Origin of the sequence: Qipengyuania algicida, from assembly GCF_009828025.1 — a bacterium.
GTDB classification, from domain to species: domain Bacteria; phylum Pseudomonadota; class Alphaproteobacteria; order Sphingomonadales; family Sphingomonadaceae; genus Qipengyuania; species Qipengyuania algicida.
Genome location: NZ_WTYA01000004.1, coordinates 1 through 20,357 on the forward strand (window position 1 = coordinate 1; position 20,357 = coordinate 20,357).

18 protein-coding genes, 1 tRNA gene and 1 pseudogene are annotated in these 20,357 nt (G+C 57.7%); 7 read left to right on the forward strand and 13 right to left on the reverse strand.

Going from position 1 to position 20,357, the window contains the following annotated elements:
- Window positions 1–1,525 precede the first annotated feature (1,525 nt).
- The 4 genes from GRI58_RS05970 to GRI58_RS05985 form a co-directional block, all read right to left on the reverse strand.
- Window positions 1,526–2,158, reverse strand: coding sequence for a tyrosine-type recombinase/integrase (locus tag GRI58_RS05970; RefSeq protein WP_160752916.1), 633 nt, complete (start codon window positions 2,156–2,158; stop codon window positions 1,526–1,528).
- A gap of 238 nt (window positions 2,159–2,396) precedes the next feature.
- Window positions 2,397–4,601, reverse strand: a complete 2,205-nt coding sequence (locus tag GRI58_RS05975) for a CocE/NonD family hydrolase (RefSeq protein ID WP_160752682.1) — start codon at window positions 4,599–4,601, stop codon at window positions 2,397–2,399.
- A 102-nt stretch (window positions 4,602–4,703) separates the two neighbouring features.
- Entirely contained in the window at window positions 4,704–5,549 is an 846-nt protein-coding gene (locus tag GRI58_RS05980) for a LytTR family DNA-binding domain-containing protein (protein ID WP_160752683.1), read from the reverse strand.
- Between the two features lie 518 nt (window positions 5,550–6,067).
- Complete coding sequence (locus GRI58_RS05985) at window positions 6,068–7,015, reverse strand: GlxA family transcriptional regulator (protein ID WP_160752684.1); 948 nt, start codon at window positions 7,013–7,015, stop codon at window positions 6,068–6,070.
- Window positions 7,016–7,185: 170 nt separating this feature from the next.
- Here GRI58_RS05985 and GRI58_RS05990 point away from each other — a divergent pair, with 170 nt between their 5' ends.
- On the forward strand, window positions 7,186–7,416 hold the full coding sequence (locus tag GRI58_RS05990; RefSeq protein ID WP_160752685.1) for a serine protease family protein: 231 nt from the start codon (window positions 7,186–7,188) through the stop codon (window positions 7,414–7,416).
- An 84-nt stretch (window positions 7,417–7,500) separates the two neighbouring features.
- Complete coding sequence (locus GRI58_RS05995; protein ID WP_160752686.1) at window positions 7,501–8,088, forward strand: serine protease family protein; 588 nt, start codon at window positions 7,501–7,503, stop codon at window positions 8,086–8,088.
- Between the two features lie 38 nt (window positions 8,089–8,126).
- Here the strand turns inward: GRI58_RS05995 and GRI58_RS06000 are convergent, their stop codons facing one another.
- Complete coding sequence (locus tag GRI58_RS06000; RefSeq protein WP_160752687.1) at window positions 8,127–8,297, reverse strand: hypothetical protein; 171 nt, start codon at window positions 8,295–8,297, stop codon at window positions 8,127–8,129.
- 184 nt (window positions 8,298–8,481) lie between these two features.
- The gene (locus GRI58_RS06005) at window positions 8,482–9,255 is read right to left on the reverse strand and encodes a winged helix-turn-helix domain-containing protein (protein ID WP_160752688.1); all 774 of its coding nucleotides are present in this window, start codon (window positions 9,253–9,255) and stop codon (window positions 8,482–8,484) included.
- A gap of 206 nt (window positions 9,256–9,461) precedes the next feature.
- On the opposite strand from GRI58_RS06005, the gene GRI58_RS06010 reads away from it, so the two are divergent.
- The 4 genes from GRI58_RS06010 to GRI58_RS06025 all read left to right on the forward strand — a co-directional run bounded on the left by GRI58_RS06010 (window position 9,462) and on the right by GRI58_RS06025 (window position 13,691).
- Window positions 9,462–10,952, forward strand: a complete 1,491-nt coding sequence (locus tag GRI58_RS06010; protein ID WP_160752689.1) for a serine hydrolase — start codon at window positions 9,462–9,464, stop codon at window positions 10,950–10,952.
- Between the two features lie 66 nt (window positions 10,953–11,018).
- Window positions 11,019–11,756: a hypothetical protein gene (locus GRI58_RS06015; protein ID WP_160752690.1), complete on the forward strand. Its 738-nt coding sequence runs from the start codon at window positions 11,019–11,021 to the stop codon at window positions 11,754–11,756.
- 572 nt (window positions 11,757–12,328) lie between these two features.
- Window positions 12,329–13,039: a hypothetical protein gene (locus GRI58_RS06020; protein ID WP_160752691.1), complete on the forward strand. Its 711-nt coding sequence runs from the start codon at window positions 12,329–12,331 to the stop codon at window positions 13,037–13,039.
- Window positions 13,040–13,043: 4 nt separating this feature from the next.
- Window positions 13,044–13,691: a hypothetical protein gene (locus GRI58_RS06025; protein ID WP_160752692.1), complete on the forward strand. Its 648-nt coding sequence runs from the start codon at window positions 13,044–13,046 to the stop codon at window positions 13,689–13,691.
- Window positions 13,692–14,092: 401 nt separating this feature from the next.
- Here the strand turns inward: GRI58_RS06025 and GRI58_RS06030 are convergent.
- Both GRI58_RS06030 and GRI58_RS06035 read right to left on the reverse strand, forming a co-directional pair.
- Window positions 14,093–15,394 (reverse strand): annotated as a pseudogene (locus GRI58_RS06030) (transposase); the annotation flags it as partial.
- A 208-nt stretch (window positions 15,395–15,602) separates the two neighbouring features.
- Entirely contained in the window at window positions 15,603–15,848 is a 246-nt protein-coding gene (locus GRI58_RS06035) for a hypothetical protein (protein WP_160752693.1), read from the reverse strand.
- 134 nt (window positions 15,849–15,982) lie between these two features.
- On the opposite strand from GRI58_RS06035, the gene GRI58_RS15855 reads away from it, so the two are divergent.
- Window positions 15,983–16,144, forward strand: coding sequence for a DUF6771 family protein (locus GRI58_RS15855; RefSeq protein ID WP_337190898.1), 162 nt, complete (start codon window positions 15,983–15,985; stop codon window positions 16,142–16,144).
- Window positions 16,145–16,210: 66 nt separating this feature from the next.
- Here the strand turns inward: GRI58_RS15855 and GRI58_RS06040 are convergent, their stop codons facing one another.
- The 5 genes from GRI58_RS06040 to GRI58_RS06060 form a co-directional block, all read right to left on the reverse strand.
- A complete protein-coding gene (locus tag GRI58_RS06040; protein ID WP_160752694.1) occupies window positions 16,211–16,699 on the reverse strand; it encodes a hypothetical protein in 489 nt (162 codons plus the stop codon).
- A 382-nt stretch (window positions 16,700–17,081) separates the two neighbouring features.
- A complete protein-coding gene (locus GRI58_RS06045) occupies window positions 17,082–17,669 on the reverse strand; it encodes a hypothetical protein (RefSeq protein WP_160752695.1) in 588 nt (195 codons plus the stop codon).
- Window positions 17,666–18,547 carry a hypothetical protein gene (locus GRI58_RS06050; RefSeq protein WP_160752696.1) on the reverse strand — a complete coding sequence of 294 codons (882 nt, stop codon included), beginning with the start codon at window positions 18,545–18,547 and terminating at the stop codon, window positions 17,666–17,668. The genes GRI58_RS06045 and GRI58_RS06050 overlap by 4 nt, the downstream gene beginning before the upstream one ends.
- Before the next feature lie 343 nt (window positions 18,548–18,890).
- The gene (locus tag GRI58_RS06055) at window positions 18,891–19,829 is read right to left on the reverse strand and encodes a HEPN domain-containing protein (RefSeq protein ID WP_160752697.1); all 939 of its coding nucleotides are present in this window, start codon (window positions 19,827–19,829) and stop codon (window positions 18,891–18,893) included.
- 417 nt (window positions 19,830–20,246) lie between these two features.
- A tRNA-Lys gene (locus tag GRI58_RS06060) sits at window positions 20,247–20,322 on the reverse strand.
- Between the last annotated feature and the right edge of the window lie 35 nt (window positions 20,323–20,357).

Consider the following 20,357-nt stretch of genomic DNA (forward strand, 5'->3'; position numbering starts at 1 on the left):
ATATGGCCGTCTGGCGTGTTGTCGACCTGCAGCTCCTGACCTCCCGGTGAAAGCACAATGTCGAGCTTCGCTTTGCCGGTATCGATCCCTGCGACGTTTATGGTATTGTATGTCATCTTCGCTTTGCCCTTCCTTGCGATACGAACCCTGTGGTTCAGTCAACCATTCGGGCCGAAGTGAAGAACTGGCCGTGATCGCGCTGAGGGACAGCCCTCGAAGGCTTTGGAGCACTCGATCCAGCGACCAGTTGGCCTTGGTGGGATGGCCATCCCACCAAGGCCGGTCCCTTACGGAACAGCACGCAAATAACACGGATCGATAATACAAGGAGCGCGAAGCGCGGGACAGAGCGCGTCCTCCAGAAAATCCCGCTCAACTTCCAAATACTCCTGATCGTCACCCGAATGGGCCGGGACTACAGGCCCGGTCCGCGCAGCGGATAGAGCAGGTTGCCCGCAAGGGCAGCCCACATCAAACAAGAGAGTAGTGCTGTTCGGAATGACAAAAACTGGGCCGTTTGCAGAATGTCGGGTTGTGAGTGACGAAAGGCAGATAGCTGCCATCCAATCTACAACTCAGCGATAGCGGCTGGCGACCAACAGACGCCGTTCCGCTGATGCCGCAGCAATGCCGGCTCACGCCTGAACCTGTCATTCGCAAATTTTAAAGGCGCTGAGTTGAGAAGCGCTCTGTGCGCGGTAGTTCATAGCGCTTTGGTGCGAACAAAAGCGGACCGAATAGGCGTTTCTCGCAAGCATTATCACTACGCTATTCTATGAGCGAGTTTTACAATGTCGCGGATAGCTGCAGCATGTAGCTTTTTCGTCTTGTTGTATTCTACCACAGCTGCTGCTCTGCGTTTGTGTCGCCGCAGTAACCGTATCGATTGGATGCTTGTCCCTGAGAGCGTCAGGTATTTGCTGCTTATCCGGCGATTTATACCGCACCAACCTCGCTTCTTGAGATCGCCATCAACCGCATTGCACGTTCGGCACAGCCACTCGGGCTGAACCGGCAGCAGAGGAAAGAAGAGATGACCGTCACGGCCCCATGCATATGCAAAACGTCCGCCCTGACCCTTCGTCGTCATTATTTTTCGAAGATAATCTCTAGCGAAATTGAGTAGGTGGTCATGATGTAGCACTTCGGTGTTGCCGCCGCAGGCACAGACATTAGTTTTTGGTCCAGCATATGCGGTAAGCTGATCGTGTAGGGGCGTAACCATTCAAACATGTTAAATCCGAAGTGCTAACAAGGTTTTTCCAATCAAGACCTCCGTCACAACGAGCAAATGATTGATAGCGCGGGCGAAGGCGAAGAGGTCGCGCGAGCAATGGAAAAGGGCTACAACGTCAACGTCGGAGCCCACAGATAGCAGACGCCTCTTTTCGTGCTGCAATGCTATCGGCAAACGCTTGGTGTCGGCTCCTGACCCAGGCCTGCCTTTCGATAACTCGCTGGCGAACGACCGTTTTGTCCCAGGCGCCCGTGTCCGGTTTCTCACCGGAGACGGGAGCCCATGGGTTCAGAACTCAGTGTTTTCAGCAAGCGCAAGTGCATCTTCCACGTCGATCCCAAGATAGCGAACCGTGTTCTCGATCTTGCTATGGCCGAGCAGAATCTGGACGGCGCGCAGGTTGCCAGTCGCCCTGTAGATGATCGACGCCTTGGTTCGGCGAAGCGAATGTGTGCCATATTCACTTCGCATCAGGCCGATCCCCGTCACCCATTCATCGACAAGCCGGGCATACTGCCGGGTACTGAGGTGACCAGTGTGATCAACCCGGCTTGGAAAAACGAAATCGTCCACTGTGCCGCCACGCCGCTCGAGCCAGGCCAGCAGACTTGCCCGCGCGTCCGGCAGCAGTTCAAACTGAACAGGCCTGCCTGTTTTCTGCTGCATCACGATTGCTCGCGTTCTGATCTGTCCTCCGCTGACAATGTCACCAATTTTCATCTGCACGAGGTCGCAACCGCGGAGCTTACTGTCGATCGCAAGGTCGAACAGCGCACGATCTCGCAATCGGCGTCGCTGATTGAGGTAGAATCGGATCTCCCAAATATGTTTCGGTTTCAGTGCTCGCTTCGCGCCAACAGTGCGACCGGCGTTCCAGACCTGCCGCTTGGCTGATGCGTGCGCGATTGTAGGCGTCTCCATGTTCATTCTCCAATGGCCAGAATTGGCCATCTGAAGGACGTCTGCTGGTGCGCGGAGGCAATGCCGTTAGGCTTGGGCCGACCAAGCCCGGTCGCTCAGATCAACCACTGCGAAGGTCTTCTAATGACAGAAGCTGACGAGGGATTGCGCCCAAGCGTGGCGTTCGCAATGCATGCTCATTGTGGTTATTCAGCGAAGAGATGGTCGAACCAGTTGAAGGCGTTCTGCAATCGACGCTTTACTGGCGGACTTTGAGCTCCAGATAGCTGCCCGCGAGCCAGCGAATATCTAGCGGCACCTTGGCATCGGCGATGGATTCGTCACTCACATCGCGTCCGGTGCCGTAGTTGATCTGTAAATACGGGCTCTTCGGAATTTGAATGACCGCCACTATCCGGCTCCCGGCCGCGATCCTGCGGGCTGTGACAGTCTGGCTCTGGAAGTCGAGGAGTTGGGGAACACCGGGTTGCAGCAGGGTCCTGTGGCTTCGATCCGCCATGTAGCTCGCCCGACCGAGATACGAAGCGAGGGGGAAATAATGTCCGTCCGCCCGGCGTTCGTAAAACTCCACCGCCAGATCAAGATCGCGCTTGTTCACGATCACATTGAAATGCCCTGTGAACAGGCCATCGACTTCCATCGAATGAGTAAAAGAAGCCGTTGAATACACCAGAGCATTGCGTGTGTCGGGCGCATCGACAGGCGGCTCGTAGTGGGCGTCGGATCGATCAGCGAAATCAACGCGCAGGTCCGGCGCAGACGTGGCTGTCCGTTCGGTGTCGAACACCATACCGTTCGTATCGTGCCGGGAGCCGAGATACAGGCGCAAAGGTGTCGTCGCCATGTCGGCCAGAGTGGCGACATGGCGCCAGCGGTTCGCTCCCATCACCTCGAAATTGATCTTGCCGCTCAGGATATCTGGCAGCGGCGCATCATGAAACACATGGTCGAACCATTTGAGCCGAACGCCCTGTAAATCGATCATCGCCGCCTTATCAATCACTTCGCTACCGACACTGGCGGATACGCCGACCTGCATCGCAGTGTGCCTGTAAGGCCCGATCAGCATCCGATGATCGGCCGAGGGGCGATATTTATAGTGCTGCTGAAGATAGTAGAGCGCGCCTACCATACCGCCGTCATAATATCCGGTCTCGACGAACACGGGGATATCGATCTTCGCGAATTCGTCGCGATAGGGAATGAGGCGCTGCCAATAACCGTCATAGCTCGGATGCCTGAGCCATTCGTCGAACACCGGATTGGGTTTGCCGTCAATGCGGTCGAGATCGCGATACGGTTTGCCGCTGACATACCAGTCGTGGTTGAGCTTTTCCCAACGCGCACGATCGTCATAGACCTTGTCATCCAGACCTTTGGTATCCGTCGTGTAAAAGGGCCACGGGTAGATGAAGTTCTGGAACACGTTGCCTTGCATCGGTGCATCGATTCCCGGCGCGTTGCTGGCATTGGTAGCAATCGCCTTCAGCGCGGGCGGATGATGCTTGACGGCTGCCCACTGGGTCGACGCATTGTAACTTCCGCTGAACATGCCCACGCGGCCATCGCTCCAACTCTGCCCGGCCAGCCAGTTAATGACGGTCGTCGCATCGGCACCGTCGTGGACGTAGGGCACAACCGGGCCAGGACTGCGTCCTTTCCCGCGAGTATAGGCAACGACGCCAGCATAGCCATAAGCCGCCATCTTGACCGCGTCGGAAAAGCTCCAGCTGTCGTTCGCATAAATCGTGAAGTTCAATAGGGAGGTAAGCTTTCCTTTCACAGCGCGGGGACGCACGAGAATCGTGGCGATCTTTGCACCATCGGGCGTCGATATGAGGAGCGTGTCATCGATCAGGAATCGACGTTCAGCATCGGAACGGATCAAAGACTTCGATTCCGGTAACAGGTAACTCCACGTGGCAACCGCCTGATCTGCAAGAACCAGGTCGATTGCCGAGGGGCATGCAATCAGTGCGGCGGGTTTGCAGGCGTCGGCTTGCTTCGTTGCAGCGGCCCGCAACGCTGAAACATCGGCGTCGTACCAGGGCAGAATGTCTGCGATCTGCTTGTCGGAAAGGCTGCCATAGAGTTCGGAAAATGCCCGTCGCAGGGCCGCTGGAGCGGTCGCGCCCGCCTTCTCGTATTGCTTGGCACGCGCATAGATGCGCCAGGGTATAAGCATACCCCGTCGACCTGGTAGGCTTTCACGGTCGAGATGATTGATGGTGGTTTCCGCGTCGCGGTAATGCCCTGCCGCAAGCTGCAATTTGTACAGCTTGGCAGGATCGGTCGTCGTTGCGAGCAGCGCCTTGGCAGTGGCGGCGATTTGATCGTTCAGGGGCAGATACGCGAGGGTTTGTGATGGTTGAGCCAGCGTGGGATGAGTGCTCCCCACGGCGCTGCTGAAGGCGAAAACCAACAAGGGCATGAGTTTGCGCATGACAGAGTCTCCATTTGCCCGGTGGGTAGCGGTGGAGACGCGGCGCGGAGAGAAAATCGGTGAATGCGCAAGAATGCGCGGTCACCGAACGCCATGGGGCCGTCAGATAACCCGATCGCGCAATAGTCGGGTGCCCGTTCGACTGGCAGGGATCAATCGGCCATCGCTCATGTGCAACAACAGCCGCCCCCCACCAGCTGGTTCGGCACGCAGGATGTGTCCCACGTTGACGATCGATGACCGATGAACGCGCGCAAACCTGGTCGGATCGAGCGTTTTTTCAAGCTCGGCGAGGGTCATCCGCACCAAATGAATGCCGTCCTGTGATGTGATCTCTGCGTAATCGTCCGCGCCCGCGACGCTGATAATTCGTTCGAAGTCGATGGGGCGCAAATCATCGCCGCTTCGAATGAAATAATGCGATGTGCCGGAATCGCGGCGTTCGATGATCGCTGGCGCCTGTTCCGGGTGAACTTCTTCCTCAGGCGTCACGGTCTGCTGGTGATGCGGCTGTATCGGGATGTATGATAGTGCAGCGATTATGCCATAGGTGGTGACCGTTTCGAGCATTTGCCATGCCGTCCCGCTAGTGGCGAATGGTTTGACCGCGAATTCGGTCAGGGAAATGCCGTTTACCAGCCCCAACAGGACGACCAGTAGCCAGTAAGACATAAGCGTGAAAGCCGCGCCTAACACCACATGTCCGGCGATTTGGGCTGTGGGGCTCAGGCCCACCAGTCGCTCCCTGATAATCTGGCGTGTCAGCGCGCCGAAGATCACCACCGGCACTGTATTCGCGACGCCCCCAGCAATGGATGCGCTGATCGACGCTTGGAGTGCGACCGCAATCGTTACGCTATACGCTACGAAGACGAGACCGACCAGCAGCAGGTCAACGGTTCGTGCGCTCAGGGAACCGGAACGCAAAATATTGTGACGATCTTTCATGCCAAACCTTAAAGCGGATGCCTTTCATAGGACATTGCGTCCGCCAGCGCCAAGCGCGCGCAAATCATCGATGTCCGGGACAGTGCACAACGCGCCCACATGCAACTAGAATGGAATCTTGCGTCTGGCGCGCGTTGTGATTGCCGACAAGCGGTGAGCCGTCATCGTCAATTGCAACCTCCAATGGTGGAAATATAAAAAACTGCCATCCAGCAAGCGGACCAATCTTTCGTCTAATGACTCTGGCGCTAGGCCGCGACAGCTTGATGAACCAACGGAGGGTTTTAGCGATGCGTTTCGAAGGGGCGAAAGTCCGCTTTGTGGGCGTCTGCGGCCTCGCTGACAAATTATTCGGCATGAAACGTGAGCATGTATTTCGAGAAATTTGGACAAACGCCTGATTGTATATGGCTGTAACCAAGTCATCGAGAGCGGTGCAGCAAGCAAGTGCGCCAAAACAGGTCTTGATGGCGCTATCAATGGACCCAAACATAGGCGTTGCTGGCGATAATCTGCCGTCAAATTCCTCGGGCTACGCGGCGCATAGCCTGGGGAGGCTGACCAAAGGCACGCAGGAAGGCGCGGCGCATCCGTTCTGGGTCATGAAAGCCGATGGTAATGGCGATCTGCTCGATAGGCGCAGAACTGCCTTCCACCCGCTCGCGAGCAGCCTCCAGCATCAGGCGTTCAACGGCCTTAGCGGGGCTCATGCCGACGCCGCGAGTGAAGGCGCGGCTAAAATTGCGCGGACTCATGGCGGCCTGAGCCGCCAGCACGTCGACGGTCAGCCGCTTGTCAAGATTCACGCGAATCCAGTCGAGCAACGACGCAAATTGCGTGTGGTGATTACTCAGTTCAGCCAGAGCCGAAAATTGCGATTGCCCCCCCGGACGCCGGTAATAAACCACCATCTCCTGCGCCACGCGGCGGGCGATTTCCTCTCCGACATCGTCCGCGATCAGCGTGAGCGATAGATCAATTCCCGCGGTGATCCCGGCCGAGGTCCAGACGTTGCCATCGCGGATATGAATGCGATCCGGCTCAACGGGCACCTTGGGGAACAGCCGTGCCAGGAGTCCGGCTCGGCTCCAATGCGTCGTCGCACGCCGCCCATCCAGCACGCCCGCAGCCGCCAACGGAAACGCTCCCGAACAGACGCTGCATATCCGTCGCACCGTGCCGGTCGCCTCGCGCAGAAAGCTTACGTTTGCCTCTCGGCGCATGGCATCCCGGCTCCCATCGCCGCCAGCAACGATCAGCGTATCAATCGCACTGGCAGCATCGGCCGCGAGTGTGTCCAGCGCTACTCCGGATAAACTGCTCATCGACCCGCCGCTGGCCGAGATCAGGGTCAGTTGATAGGCGCCCCCTGCCATTTGCCCAGCGATCTCGAAACTGGTGATCGGCCCGCAGGCGTCGAGCAGTTGAAAATCCTCGTAGAGATAAAGTGCAATCGTGCGAACCATGGCTCGAAATGAGGGATCATTGTCATTCCGTCAATCGACGCCATAGGCGATAAAGGGACGTCCACGAAAGTAGTCGTTCGTCGTCAATTAACAGGTGAGTGGCGGGGTCGAACGTCTTTCGCACCGTCCAAGTCCAATAACCCATCACAAATCAGGGTAAAGAGGTAATCGTGAGAAAGCTGATCTGGCTTGCCGTTCCGTTAGCGTTGATCGCCGCCAAGGCAAATGCGATTATTGTCCGTCACACTCTGACTGACGCACAATATCGTGTTGATCCGCACTCCATACCTGCTCTGGCTGATTTGCCCGACGAGGGGCATGGCACGCTCATTGCGCCGCGTTGGGTCGTGACCGCCGCCCATGCCGTAAACATGATGCAGATGATGCCCGAAGAGAGATAAGTCACACTCAACGGCAAAAGGCGAGCGGTAAGCCGCATCATTGTCTATCCGGACTACCCCGCAGCTCGCGTCGGATGGCAGAAATTGTTCGGTGGATTCAAAACGGCGGACACGGACACCTTCGCAGGGCAATATATCACGGCAATGGCCGGGATGCATGACATTGCACTTCTGGAGCTCGCGGAGCCGGTGACCGATGTTGCGCCAATGCCGGTTTTTTGGGGTGACGCACAACCTGGAACGTTAAGCACCGTCTATGGCGCGGGGGCCACGGGCACCGACATTACCGGGGCACCCGACGATCCAAGCCATCGCACGCAATTGCGCCGCGCGCAAAACCGGCTAACCCGAACCGATGGGCAGTGGCTTCGTTTCGCCTTCGATTGTAGCGCTGATGCGCCGCGGCTCAGTGGCGCGACGGCGGGGGGAGATAGCGGCGGACCAGTCACCATCGCCATTGATGGACGCCAATACCTCGCCGGTCTTACCCACGGCCTCGATGCAACCCGTCCCGAAGCAAGGGTAATCGTGCAGAAGATGCAGAACGGTTCGCTTAAGATGGGTGTGTGTGTGGACAAACGTTCGCAGCGACACGGTTGGCTTTCTACAAAGCATGGCTTGACCGGACGATGGCAACGGAATGACCTGACTTTCTCGCCATTTCCTTCATAAAGGCTTGGCCGCTGGAGGTCCAGTGCGGGGGGACGGAATCAAACTTTCTTTCGCTGTGGCGACATGAGGAAGGTAAACATGATCTCTTCCCCTTCTTCAGGCTTGCCATCCAGAAGCTCGGCTTCCAGTTCGTCGATCAGCGTGTTGATCCTGGCCAACTTTTGCTGGTTTGCGCGGATCATAAAGAAGCGTGCTCTGGTATTACGCATCCGCCGCTATAGATTCTTCCGAAGAGCGCTCCTGGCAGAAAAGCCCTTCGAGGAATTCATGGACGCAAGGTTGGAAGCGGAAAGAAAGGTCAAAGCTCCATGGCAGTTCTGCTTCAGTCCCGGAGGCGGATGAATCCGGGCCGAAGTCGCAGCGTGTTTCGGCTCAGTTTAGCCGCAGCGAGCCTCAGCTTCGTCGATCAAGCGCGCCTTCCAGTGAGACTGCCATTTGCTTGGCAAGCTCCTGCTGCAGCGGAACGTAGTCGTTGTTGTCTGTGGGAGCGGCGAACTCTTTTGACCAAAGGATGCTGCCGTCCTTGTCGTTGCGCAGCGTCACTGTGACGACGGTTCGCTGCGTCGTCTGGCGAACGCTCACTCGCGCGTGCAGGTCCGCCTTCTCACCGGGAGCCACCATCTGGTAGTCGGCCGGCAGGATCTGGGTCGCCTGTGCAACAAAGCTCTCGCGCAGACCCGCATTGAAGTGCGGATACAGCACGTATTCGCAGATACCTTTCACCGGCTCTATCGCAAGGCGGTGATGGGGGTCGGACGCGCCGCCATGCCCCCAGGCGATGCAAGCGATAGCAAGAGCAGCCAGCACGCCACCCCCGAGGGCGTAACCTAAAAGCCGCTGTCCTCGTTTCGGTGCGTCCGCCTCCGTCAGACTGCCGATGAACCTGTAGCCGGAGCGAGGGCGCGTCTGGAGGTAGCGCGGCGTCGCCACGTCGTCGTCCAGCAAAGCTCGGATGCGCTTGATGCACGTGTTGAGCGCGGCATCGCCGCCCGTGCCGGAACGCGCCCAGAAGCAGTCGAGCAGCTCTTGCCGGCTCACCGTCCGATCTCGATTCTCAATCAGGTAGGCGAGAACCTCGATAATCTGGGGCGAAGCCTCGAGCCGTTCGTCGCCACGAAATATCTGCAACGCGTCCAGTTTCAGCCGGAAATCGTCGAAAGCAAGCATGCCTTTCCCCTTAACGCATTCGGGCTCCTGGTCGTCGAACGAGCCCTTCGGGTGTATCGCTCGTCCGAGGCAGTTCAGTTGAAGTCAACCCGGCAAGTCATCAATGTCGGGAAATGTCAGGCCAAGTCACAAGTTGTCATTTGGCGACCGCGGATGGCTTTGCTTAGGTGGAGGACGTCGTTCCCAGCTGACAGGACATTGCCCCCGTGACCGACCAGAACATCGCCTGCACCACTGATCGCCGAGGCATCCTTGGCCTCGCTCTAGCGGGCGTCGCCGCTTCGCTCGTCACGCTTCCCACGGCGAGCGACGCCGCAACGCTCAGCGACGGAATTGATGCACTCCTCGACACCACCGCATCGGCCTATGGAACCGTCGGCTATTCGGTTGCGGTGCTTCGCCGCGGCGCTCTGGTATATTCGCGTCACGCTGGACTGGCCGACCGCGAAGCGGGAACGCCGATCACTGATGCCTCGGTCTATCCGATGTTCTCGATCTCCAAGCTGTTCCTCATCGTGGAGCTCCTGAAGGCGGCCGAGCGCGGCCAACTCGACTTTGCGATGACGGTCGGGAAAATTCGTCCCGATCTTCCTGATGCGTGGCGTCGGATTACGTTCGAGCAGGCACTCGCTCATGTCTCTGGCCTGCCCGACTATATTCCTGACTTCGTTGCCCCAACGGAGGATCTGGCATTTGCCGAAATCCGCAATCTGCCGCTTCGCTTCCCGGCTGGCACACGAAACGACTACGTCCAGACCAACATGCTGATCGCACGTGAGGCGGCTGAGCAGGCGACCGGTCAAAAGATTCAGGCGCTCGCTTCGCGCCAGTTTCGAGCGGCGGGCATGACGCACTCGGGATATCATACCGGCTATCCCAACGGTGCGGTGACGCTTCTCAATCTGGTGACGAGCTATCGCCCGCTGCCGAAGCGGGATGGTCCGCCGCCCCGTTACACTATCCCGTCCTGGCCAGAATACACCTACGGTTCGACCGGGGTTTTCACGACGCTCGGCGATATGGTCCGCTGGAGCCAGGCGCTGCACCGGGGCGACCTTGTGCCTCTTGATCGCCTGCGGGCCTCTTGGGCACCGTTTCAGACAAGTACCGGTGCGCCCGCCTGGCACACCCACGGATGGGAGTATTTCGAGCATGACGGTGTCACAGTTGTCGGCCATGGCGGCGATGTTCGCCTGGTCTGGCGACACTTCTTCCGAACAGAGAATCCGGACGACTGCGCCACGGTCATGTATTTCGATAACGGTGGCCGCTCGACCTTTGACCGGCACCGGCTCGCAACGCTGCTTGCAGATCGCGTCATGTCGGGGGCGGCGCGATCTTCTGAGGCGCAGGAGGAGACGCTGTTCCGCGGGCTCGCATCGGATCATTGGGTCGAGGCCGTGCGCGAGGTTCGAGCGATGGTGCCGCTCCCAGCCATGCAGGCAATCGTAAACCGCGTCGGCTACGACGCGTTGAACATTCTTGACGCCCGAACGGCGCTTACGCCTTTCGCATGGAACACGACCGAGTTTCCGCATTCTGCCAATGCGCACGATAGTCTCGGCGACGCCTACCGGGCCGCGGGCCTGACTGCTGCGGCCCGTAAAAGCTATGCGCAAGCTCTCTCGCTGGATCCGGAAAGCGCGGGCACGCGGGCGAAGCTCAACGAACTCGCCGCCTCCGCCCCAGCGGACTGATTTTCCGATCGATTTGGATAGAGGATGTTTTCGATGAGAACTCGATTATGTTTGCCCGTCTGCGCTTTGCCGGCGCTACTCGTATTGGCCTCTGCCGCACAGGCGGAGCCGACGAAAGTCGAGGTGCGCGTCATCGCGCGCGGCGCCAAGTTCCTAGGAGGGTATCGGGCACCGGTTCGCGTGACGATGACCGACGCCGACACCGGAAAAGTCCTTGCGCGCGGTTTCACCTCGGGCACAACCGGAGACACGCAGCAAATCCTGAGCAAGGGCAAGGACAGCGGCGGCGTCATATCGACGCCCGATTCGGCGGTGTTCCGCACCACGCTCAATCTCGACCGCGCGCAGCGCGTCACCGTTAGCGCCACAGGCCCGCTCAGCCAGCCGCAGGCCGAGACGACGGTCACCAGTACGCAATGGATCCTGCCGGGTCACGATCTGACTGCGGGCGACGGCTGGCTGCTGGAAATGCCGGGGCTGATCGTCGATGTCGCGAGCCCGGTTGCCTATCATGCGTTCAAAGTCGGCGACACCGTTCCACTTCGTGCAGGCGTCACGATGATGTGCGGCTGCGGAATCTCGGAAATGGGGCCATGGCGCGTCAGCGATACCGACGTCGAGGCGTACGTGTCCGTGGACGGGGGGGTAGCCGAGCGGCGCAAGCTGACATTCGACCCAGACACGGCGACGTTCGGGACGGATATAAAGGCCAACAAACCGGGTCTGTACGAAGTCGAAGTCAGGGCCTGGATGGCACCGAGCAACAATGCCGGCGTGTCGCATGTCTCCTATTTCGTTCATTGAGCTTTCGCGACGGGCCGGCTGGAGCTGTTCTGTGATCCGTGATCTACCCGTCCCAGGGTCGCAACCATTGTTGTGATGTGCCAGCTCTGATTTTGCATCGGACTCCTTGGGTGGCCAAGCCTGTGGCGAGGAGCCTAAATAGTGAGCGATATTCTGACTGATGGACGAGAAAAACAAAAAGTCCCTAACGACCGCCGATCCATAGCCGTTGTGGCCAGACAGTCGGCGGTCGATCAACTCTCGCCGCTCCGGTGCGGTCGCTGGAATGTCGGTTTACGTCGGAAACGGTCTTTGAGAAGTTGGACCGCCGCCGATCGGCTAAGCGCCCTCACAGCGGTCGTTTCCGCTAGAAACTGCTCATGCCTGAAAGCCGTCATTCACATATTGTGCATCGTCGAGCCGAACTGACTGGTGATCTCTGGCTCGTCCTGGCGGGTGCAGAAGGTCTGGGACACTCCTTGCGGGCGCGGGGACAAAGTCCTTTTAGCTTAATTATGAACGGAACGGTGAGACTCATCTAAGTATCTGCTAACCTGAATCTCTCGCATGTGATTGCTCTGGAGCATAGGTAAATGTTTGATCAGGACAATGCTGCCGGACTCGCCCTGCACGGAATGAGGCGTTTCGAACTCTTCGCGGCTGCACGCATCCTCTCGGACACCGCCGCGCAGTTCACAAATCACAAAGGCACCGCCACACCGCTTACCGAGGCGCGCGTGCAACATGGCATTCGCAGCTCGATCGCATGCGTCTCGTTGTTATGCGATGAAAATCACTTTGACGACCTTGTTAAAGGCTTCAACGGGAACAAGCTGTCATGTGACAGCGACTTTATTCTCAATGGAATTTCCCAAGACCTTTCGCGCGTGGTCGAAAACGTAGGTCAATTCATGGAAAGCAATTACCTCAGAGAGGCCGTGAATAGTCCAATTTCCTTTAGTGAAGAAGAGGCGTCTGATACCATCAGTTATTTGAAAATGCTTGTCGCGGAACTCCGCCTCATCGATCAGGATGATTCCGAAAGGCAGGTTGTTCTCGCAGCACAGATAGCGGACCTGTTGCGGGCCTGTGCATATATTGCCGTCATGGTCGCCCCCCCTGTTCGCGACATGAGCCGGGCGCGCTTAGTGCGCACCGCCGCCTGTATCAATGGCGCGTCGAAAATTCTGAATGATTTACAAAACTTACGGATATGCAGGCGGCTTCTGAGACAGCGCGACACCGCGCCGCCTCCTGCCATAAAGAGACGGAAATCCAAACCCGCGTCAAAGAATGGGAAATAGCGGTATGGATTTTGCTCTAGATCTGCTGTCTTTTGGGCGAGCGCTCTCTGAAACGGCTGACGATCTGGACTCTGTGGCGACAGAGTTAGAGGATGGTCGAGCAGATTCGCTCGATACCGTTAAACGCCTAACTGGGCACGCGTGCGAGCTGTTTCGTCAGTTAGAGGAACACCTTGGGAGCGGTGATATCAACCCTTTACGCTCACTGGTAAATCAGTTCATGGGAGACGACATCTCGTGGAGCCCGGAGGAGATCAAGGCCGCGGAGAGGCGCCTATTAGCCCTGATCGGCCTCAAGGCCGATCTGCTCAATGATCTCTGGAATGATATCGCGGAGCTCGCACGCGAGGGGACTGGCTTCACCCAAGTGGATATGGACGACTGCCTTCACGTACTGAGCACCTGCCGCGAGGCCGAGTGCCGCGTAGCCGACGTGATCGAGGAATTTGAAGACCCGATCCGGTTCGCTCTGGACATAGCAAAACTATGCCGCCACGGGTCCGTGATATGCGTGGATGCAGCCACGATATCGCTCGATATGGGGGTGTTCAGCCTTGTTCTTGCGGGCAATTCGATCCGGTCGGGTATAAAAGGAATTAGGCGCACTCTTGGCGGTATGATTGAGAGGTTTGGCAAGTGGTGGGACTCGTAGTTGAGCATCAATAATCGCCCAGGCTAACTTGCTCCCGAGAGCAGACCTATTTCGCCGATGAATCCCTCGAAATTCGGGAGATTTGGCCAGATGGCCTCGGGAGAGTAGTCGCGAGTTGCTCGCGTACCACGAGGAGATAGCCTATTTATTTACCGGAACTGTCCCGGTGACGCGCGTCTGAAGGTGAAGTGATGCTTTTCGGGGACACGGCCAAGCGGCAGCTTACCTATTATCAAGTCCGTAAACCCAACATTCTGCTCCCGACCCAGTCATTCGCGCTCCCTGCCGCTACTTGCTGTCTTTCAGAGCGTCCGGTGATCGGCTTATTCTGTTGAAGAAGTCGCTGCTGTTGCTGCCAGGGTTGCGCCGCGGATAGTGGGCGAGCGGCCCTTGCGTCCCGCTCATGCGGGTACGAGGCCCGGGATCGGCTTCATCCTGGCCAGCTTGCGGAGGTTTTGGGCTGCGGCGGCGAGGTGGAACTCGTCTTTTGCTCCGTTGGGACCGCGCAGGCGCAAGCGATCGAGCTTGAGGATGCGTTTGAGGTGCGCGAAGAGCATCTCGACCTTCTTGCGCTGTCGGCGCGAGACGAGATAGGCATCGCTGGTGGCGATATCGCGTGCAAGGTCGCGCGCGCCTTCGTGGACCGAGCGCATGATCTTGCGTGCTGCCAGTTTGGGCGTGCAGCGCTGCTTGAGCGGGCAGGCGCCGCAGTCCTTCTCGCGGGCCCGGTAGCGGATGAAGCCATCGGCGTTGGCGCGCGGACGCGGTGTGCTGAAGTTGCGGTTCGATGAGCGCAGGCGGTTGCCGCCAGGGCAGGTATAGCTGTCATCCTCATGATCGAAGGTGAAGGCCGATCGCTCGAAGGTGTCGTCGCGGCGGGCGGACTTATCGAACACGGGGATATGCGGCTCGATCCCGCGATCCTCGACCAGCCAGGCAAGGTTCGGAGCCGAACCATATGCGGTATCGGCCACCAACTTTGCGGGCCACAGGCCGAAGCGGTCTTGCGTGCGCTCGATCATCCGACGCTGGGCGGTGACCTCGGCCTGGCGGATCGCGGTGGTCGCCTCGACATCGACGATGACAGCATGGTCGAGATCGATCAGGTAGTTCGTGCTGTAGGCGTAAAAGGCCGAACCGCGTGTCGCCGCGGTCCAGCGCGAGGCGGGGTCAGTGAGGTTGATCCGCTTGGGCGTCACCGGGGTCGCTCCGCCGAACGAGGCATCGTCGAGCACGTCGAGATACTCGGCGACCGCGCGCCCCGCCACGTCGGGCGGCAGGCCTTCTTCGCCCGGCACCGAGCGCTGCCGGTGCACATCGGCCCGGATCAGGCTGGCATCTACCGCGAAGCCCTCGGCGCCGACCAGCCCCTCGGCCATGCAGCGCTCCACGGTCGTCTCGAATAGCTTGCGCAACAGATCGCTGTCGCGGAACCGCCCATGCCGGTTCTTCGAGAAGGTCGAGTGATCGGGCACCGCGCCATCCAGATCGAGCCGACAGAACCAGCGATAGGCGAGGTTGAGATGCACCTCCTCGCACAACCGCCGCTCCGAGCGGATACCCATGCAATAGCCTACGATCAGCATCCGGATCATCAGCTCGGGGTCGATCGAGGGCCGCCCCATCGCGCTGTAGAACGGCTTCAGGTGCTCGCGGATGCCGGACAGATCGACGAACCGGTCGATCGCGCGCAAAAGGTGTTCTGTCGTGCTGGTTGATGGCATGTCGGTCGATCCTTTCCTCTATCGGGTGATGACGGACCGGCCTGGGGGGGGACATTGCGCGATGATCAGACCGGTCCGCCATCGCGTCCCTTATCGTCCGCGATGGCTACATGGTGCCACATGACGTTTCTGCGCCAGCACCGCCGTTTGTACGATGCGCCGCAGCAGGCCATTTGTAGGACGCAAATCAGGACCGATGCGCGGCGCAGTGGATGCGGGTGAACGACCATTGCGGAACAGCTTTTGGATTAGGCGACCACTCGAAATGGGAAAGCCGTCGCTTGATCGACTGAAATTCAACGACAACTGACATCAACCGCCAGCCGCTCTCTTCGAAAGCCGCCGCACGTTCCGTAAATAAACCAACCACCTGCACCCCGGGCGACGGCGGTGCTTTTATCTCGCTATCCAATTCATCCTCATATTCAGACACCTATGGGCACAACTTTCTAGCCGATGTGAGCCTCTCGCAAGGCTGCAATCGGGTTAGAAGATAGCCGCAGTTATCTTTCAAAACAGGAGCGGAATGCTTGCAGCCAGTTCACCTCAGTGGCACCGGGTAGGGCAATGAGTGAAGATTCCAAAGCATGTCTACTGCAAGTCGTCGAGCGTATGCCTGACTGGCTCCGACGCGATCTGACTGCCCGAGACGAGGTCACGCGCAAACGTGCCGAAGAAACGCTCGCAGGCATGATAGTAGGAGCTCTGACAGGGGTATCCGCCGAATAGATCAATAGAGCTGTCGTCGAGTTTCGGGAAGGTGATATGCGTTCTTGGATGGCTGAAATGTTGGGGTTAGCGGACGTAGACCTCGCTCACCAAAGCAACTGAGAAGATTTTGTAGCTTCCCTCCTCGCAACCGCCGCCGAACTTGCCAGCCTCCACTGCGTCTTTGGCTTCGCTGAAGCTGTCGAAGAGGCAGTATTTGTTAACTGGCACGTCAGCTGCGATGGAGTTGCATGAGAGCGGGGAGTGCTCCAGAAAATCGCCAAACACGACAACATCGTAGCCGAGGGGATTCAGACTGACATCTGGTCCCGGCACAGTGACCTCGTCAGGTATCTCCGATGACGCGGCGCGAGACAGGGGTTGCCACTGGCTCGGGTCGAACTGCCACCCATCGGATTCGAGCTCGCGTTCATACGCAGAATAGAAGAAGAGCTTAGAGTTGGAGAGCGCCGCTCCGCTTTCCCGCGCAAGCTCCCACAGCACCTCGGGGCTGTTCGCCAGCCCAAATCCATTGTGCATCCAACCGTCTTGAGGCTCGACAACATTGTCGTTCACGCAGTCCGCTACGCTGCAAACTTCCTTAACGTGCGACGTGCTCGGCAGCAGCCAGCCGGGTGGCGGCACGGTTCGCTTCAATAAGTAACCAGCAGGTATCATGCGATTAACCTAACGGCGGGATGAATGTCCGCAAAGGTGTCGTTAGCGGCTGGACCGCTTTTGAGCAGGTTGTAGCGAAAGCGGCCTGTCTGCTGATAGATCGCTCGATAGCAGGATCGAGCGGCCAATATTGGGATGGTTTTAGCGATAGTCGGCTTTTGCGAGGCGAGAGCTGCCACTCGCATGTTGTGCTCAAAGTACAATGAGGAAGGGGTGGGTTCCGGCATGGCAAGCCAAAAATTAGCTACACTCCTGCTTGAAACGAAAATTCCTTTACACCTTAGCCTTCGCCATCATCCAGTAAGGTTTGATGAACCCGCTCAGCGAGGAAATAGAGCCCTTGGATAGTGCAAAGGATGACCGCGAAAGTCACGAAGGCCACGATGAACACAAAGCCTAGCTCAACCCAACCGTACGCTTCTGGTGATCCGGCCAGCTCGGTTTCGACGCTAGGAACAAGTAACGATCCAATCACACAGATGCCGAATCCGATAAATGACAATGCTGTGAGGTAAGAAAAGAGATAGCATAGAAAGACGCGGAATGTGATGCCCACTCTTGAGGTATCTCGGTTTGCGGTGATGATCGCTGTCGTGTGGGGCATATCCTTGTCGAGATCGCCACCCTGAAAAGCTACAATTGCGGCGAGAGCGGCGATGTAAAAACCGGGCAATGTCGCAAAAAGCTGTGCGAGATAGGAGGACAGCGAGTCGCTTCCGACGGTGTTCAAGCCCGATGGCAAAAGCCATACGATTACCACTGAGAGACCCGCAAGCGCGAGCGGCCCCCATATGCGGTAAACGCCCAAACTCGGGCCTTGGACAGACAGATAGGCGAAAGGGCGCGCGAGTTGATACAGAAAGCTCAAGAGCGTTCCTTGATGAGCTCATGCTTCATCCGGCTGACTAAATGCGGAACGAAATGGTCCACTGCGCTGGTCGTGATTGGGGGCGTGATCCCTCCAAAATGCTTCGTCTTCACATAGCCTTCACTGATGAGCTTTCCGCTATCAGCGTCTAGGTCCACATGAGTTGATCTGCCACCAGACTCTGGTTTGAAGCTGATCCTGATTTGCGAATAATCTTTGGACTGAGATTTCGCGGCAGCACGAATAGTGGAGAGCACTTGACCGGATTTGGGCTTCCGGAGCATCTTGACCTTCATGTATTTCTCTACACCCGAAAAATACTTGCCCTGACCCAAGGGCTTGGCGGTGTCCGGCTCGACAAGCGTAATGCTATTGATCGCGCCCTTTTCGAGGTCGGTCTGCAAGGCATAGGATGCATGGCCGTGAAAATCTAAGTGCGGGACGAACGGAATCTCCCTCTTGGAGCCGCCGGGCATCTTGTACAGGAAATGGTTATCTTCTTGGCAGAGCAGTCGAATGGCTGTGTTTAGAACAGACCTTACGCGATGCTCCGGGAAGTTTGGCACCTTCTCGACCAATCCAAGGTAAACATTGTCCCCAGTGGCCTCAGGCGTCAGAGAAATGACGATGTGAGCACTATGTCCGCCCCCTTCGTCCTTCTGCTTATTAAAATCTCGCTTAGTTTTGGCCGCATGATTCACATAGCGCGTATTCGGAGCATTCTTGTCGGCTGATTCCAACAGGATGGTCACCGTGTCGTCGCCATCGTCCTTATCGACCTCCTTGATGATGTAGGTCATATCGCCGTTCTCAAATTCTTTGACGGGAAAGTCATCATCATCAGCCGCCGCCTTAAGAAGGTCTGCAATCCTTCCCATAGGAGGAAAGGTGGCGTGCTTCGCTCTCCTCTCAATATGGACATCGAAGTAATATACATCACGCGACTGCCGACTGTAGGTCAAATACCGTCCCCCAATTTACTGACGACCTTGTAGGAGTGTGAACGGAGACGAGCAAGCGAGCAGCGACATCATTTGAGTAGCGTCATGCCCTCGCGGCCTCGCCCTTTGTTCACGTGGGCTAGACCATTTGCGAACTTGCCAAACGTCGGCTTTGTAGAGGGCGCTACCAGCGGCGAACGTTCTTAATTGGGGTCGCTAGCCGCCAGTCCACTTCTAGGGGGCTATCTCAATAAGCAGCCGTAGCGATCGCGGCGAACCTCTACCGCTTATCCGGTCGGGCCTTTGCGTCAGCCTTGAGCTTTTCCAGTCGCTCCGAACACACCTCATGAACCACGCGGCCCAGCCCTTCGACCTGCTCCCCAAGCCATTCAAGCTCGTCCTTGGTGATGCGGTAATGCTTCGAGTATCGCGCCTTCACATAAGCTTCCTTGAGCTTCTCGAACCTTGTTCGATCGCGCTTAGTCTGGCGCGGCCAGACATAGGTAAGGCGGGGATCAATCCGCTCGGCTTGGGTTCGCAGAAAGCCGAGGTTGTGAACGTGAGGGGTGTAAAAGGTACAGACGAGCAGGACCGTGTGATATAGACGCTCGCATGCTTGGTGCAGATCGAATGCTGCTTTCTTTAGGTCGCCATCGTCAATTGCATGGCCGTATCCACGCATGAAACTTTGGGCACTCGGCAGCCAATCCTCAAAATACTCCTGCGCCATGGCGAGCGCCTGAGTGGGCGTCTTGGGCTTGGGTGTATGCAGCTCGGTATCGTCGGACTGGTAAAGCGCGATGCCGTCCTGCTTCACATCCATGAAGAAGTAGCGCCCATGGGCAAGACCATCGTTCACTTCCTGAAGCGTGTGAACGATGAAATTGACCGGGGTCTTGAGCGTACCGGTGACACCATACTCGCGCATCAGCCGGTCATCGAGCCTGGACCAGTACTTCACCCTGTCGGTCAGCCGCTTGTCGTTGACGATGATCAGAAGATCGTAGTCCGACTGATAGCCCTTGGCCGTATGCGGCTCATCCACCCAGGTGCCTCTGGCATAGCTGCCGTAGAGGATCACCTTGAGTATCCGTCCGGCCTTCTTCCACTCGTGCCTCGCCAGCGCGAAGGCGTCGTCGAACTCCTCGAAGATCAGCTGCACCACGCGCTCGATCTCGCGTTGCTTTTGCGGGGGAAGATGATCGAGCTCGGTCTTCATCGCTTATGTCCTAGCAAGCCATTGGGCGAGTTGCACCACTGCAATCCAAATCAACCAGAATGAAATTGGACCTCAACCCATTCACAACGGCACCAAGACTCAGTCTCGCTGAAAACCCAGTCAATACCAATAAATGGGGAGGGGGTCGCAACAACGCCCGACCAAGCCAAAAACCTTCCTTTATCGGACGAGCGCGGACGCCAGCAAACTGCCGGTCACAAAGCACATTGGGATGTGAGGGATTGCAGCGTCGGAGAACGAAATTACGACAAGCAGCACCGAGAGTGCGCAGCGCTACGCCAGAGTTTGCGCGGGTTTGACGCTACAGTGCGAAGCCACTTGATTACGTGGCGATTAAACGGGCCTCGACACCCGCTCCGCAGGGGTGTAATATCAGCGCTAAGTCTTTGAGAAATTTGGTGGACGCACTAGGGCTCGAACCTAGGACCCGCTGATTAAGAGTCAGCTGCTCTACCAACTGAGCTATGCGTCCACCTGGCCGGTTACGGCATCCGAGTGATGCGTTGC

What these genes read in the sequence shown, in the direction of transcription:
- GRI58_RS05970 (WP_160752916.1), bottom strand. Translation starts at nt 2,158, where the DNA reads ATGGAGACGCCTACAATCGCGCACGCATCAGCCAAGCGGCAGGTCTGG.
- GRI58_RS05975 (WP_160752682.1), bottom strand. Translation starts at nt 4,601, where the DNA reads ATGCGCAAACTCATGCCCTTGTTGGTTTTCGCCTTCAGCAGCGCCGTG.
- GRI58_RS05980 (WP_160752683.1), bottom strand. Translation starts at nt 5,549, where the DNA reads ATGAAAGATCGTCACAATATTTTGCGTTCCGGTTCCCTGAGCGCACGA.
- GRI58_RS05985 (WP_160752684.1), bottom strand. Translation starts at nt 7,015, where the DNA reads ATGGTTCGCACGATTGCACTTTATCTCTACGAGGATTTTCAACTGCTC.
- GRI58_RS06000 (WP_160752687.1), bottom strand. Translation starts at nt 8,297, where the DNA reads ATGCGTAATACCAGAGCACGCTTCTTTATGATCCGCGCAAACCAGCAA.
- GRI58_RS06005 (WP_160752688.1), bottom strand. Translation starts at nt 9,255, where the DNA reads ATGCTTGCTTTCGACGATTTCCGGCTGAAACTGGACGCGTTGCAGATA.
- GRI58_RS06020 (WP_160752691.1), top strand. Translation starts at nt 12,329, where the DNA reads ATGTTTGATCAGGACAATGCTGCCGGACTCGCCCTGCACGGAATGAGG.
- GRI58_RS06025 (WP_160752692.1), top strand. Translation starts at nt 13,044, where the DNA reads ATGGATTTTGCTCTAGATCTGCTGTCTTTTGGGCGAGCGCTCTCTGAA.
- GRI58_RS15855 (WP_337190898.1), top strand. Translation starts at nt 15,983, where the DNA reads ATGAGTGAAGATTCCAAAGCATGTCTACTGCAAGTCGTCGAGCGTATG.
- GRI58_RS06050 (WP_160752696.1), bottom strand. Translation starts at nt 18,547, where the DNA reads ATGGGAAGGATTGCAGACCTTCTTAAGGCGGCGGCTGATGATGATGAC.
- GRI58_RS06055 (WP_160752697.1), bottom strand. Translation starts at nt 19,829, where the DNA reads ATGAAGACCGAGCTCGATCATCTTCCCCCGCAAAAGCAACGCGAGATC.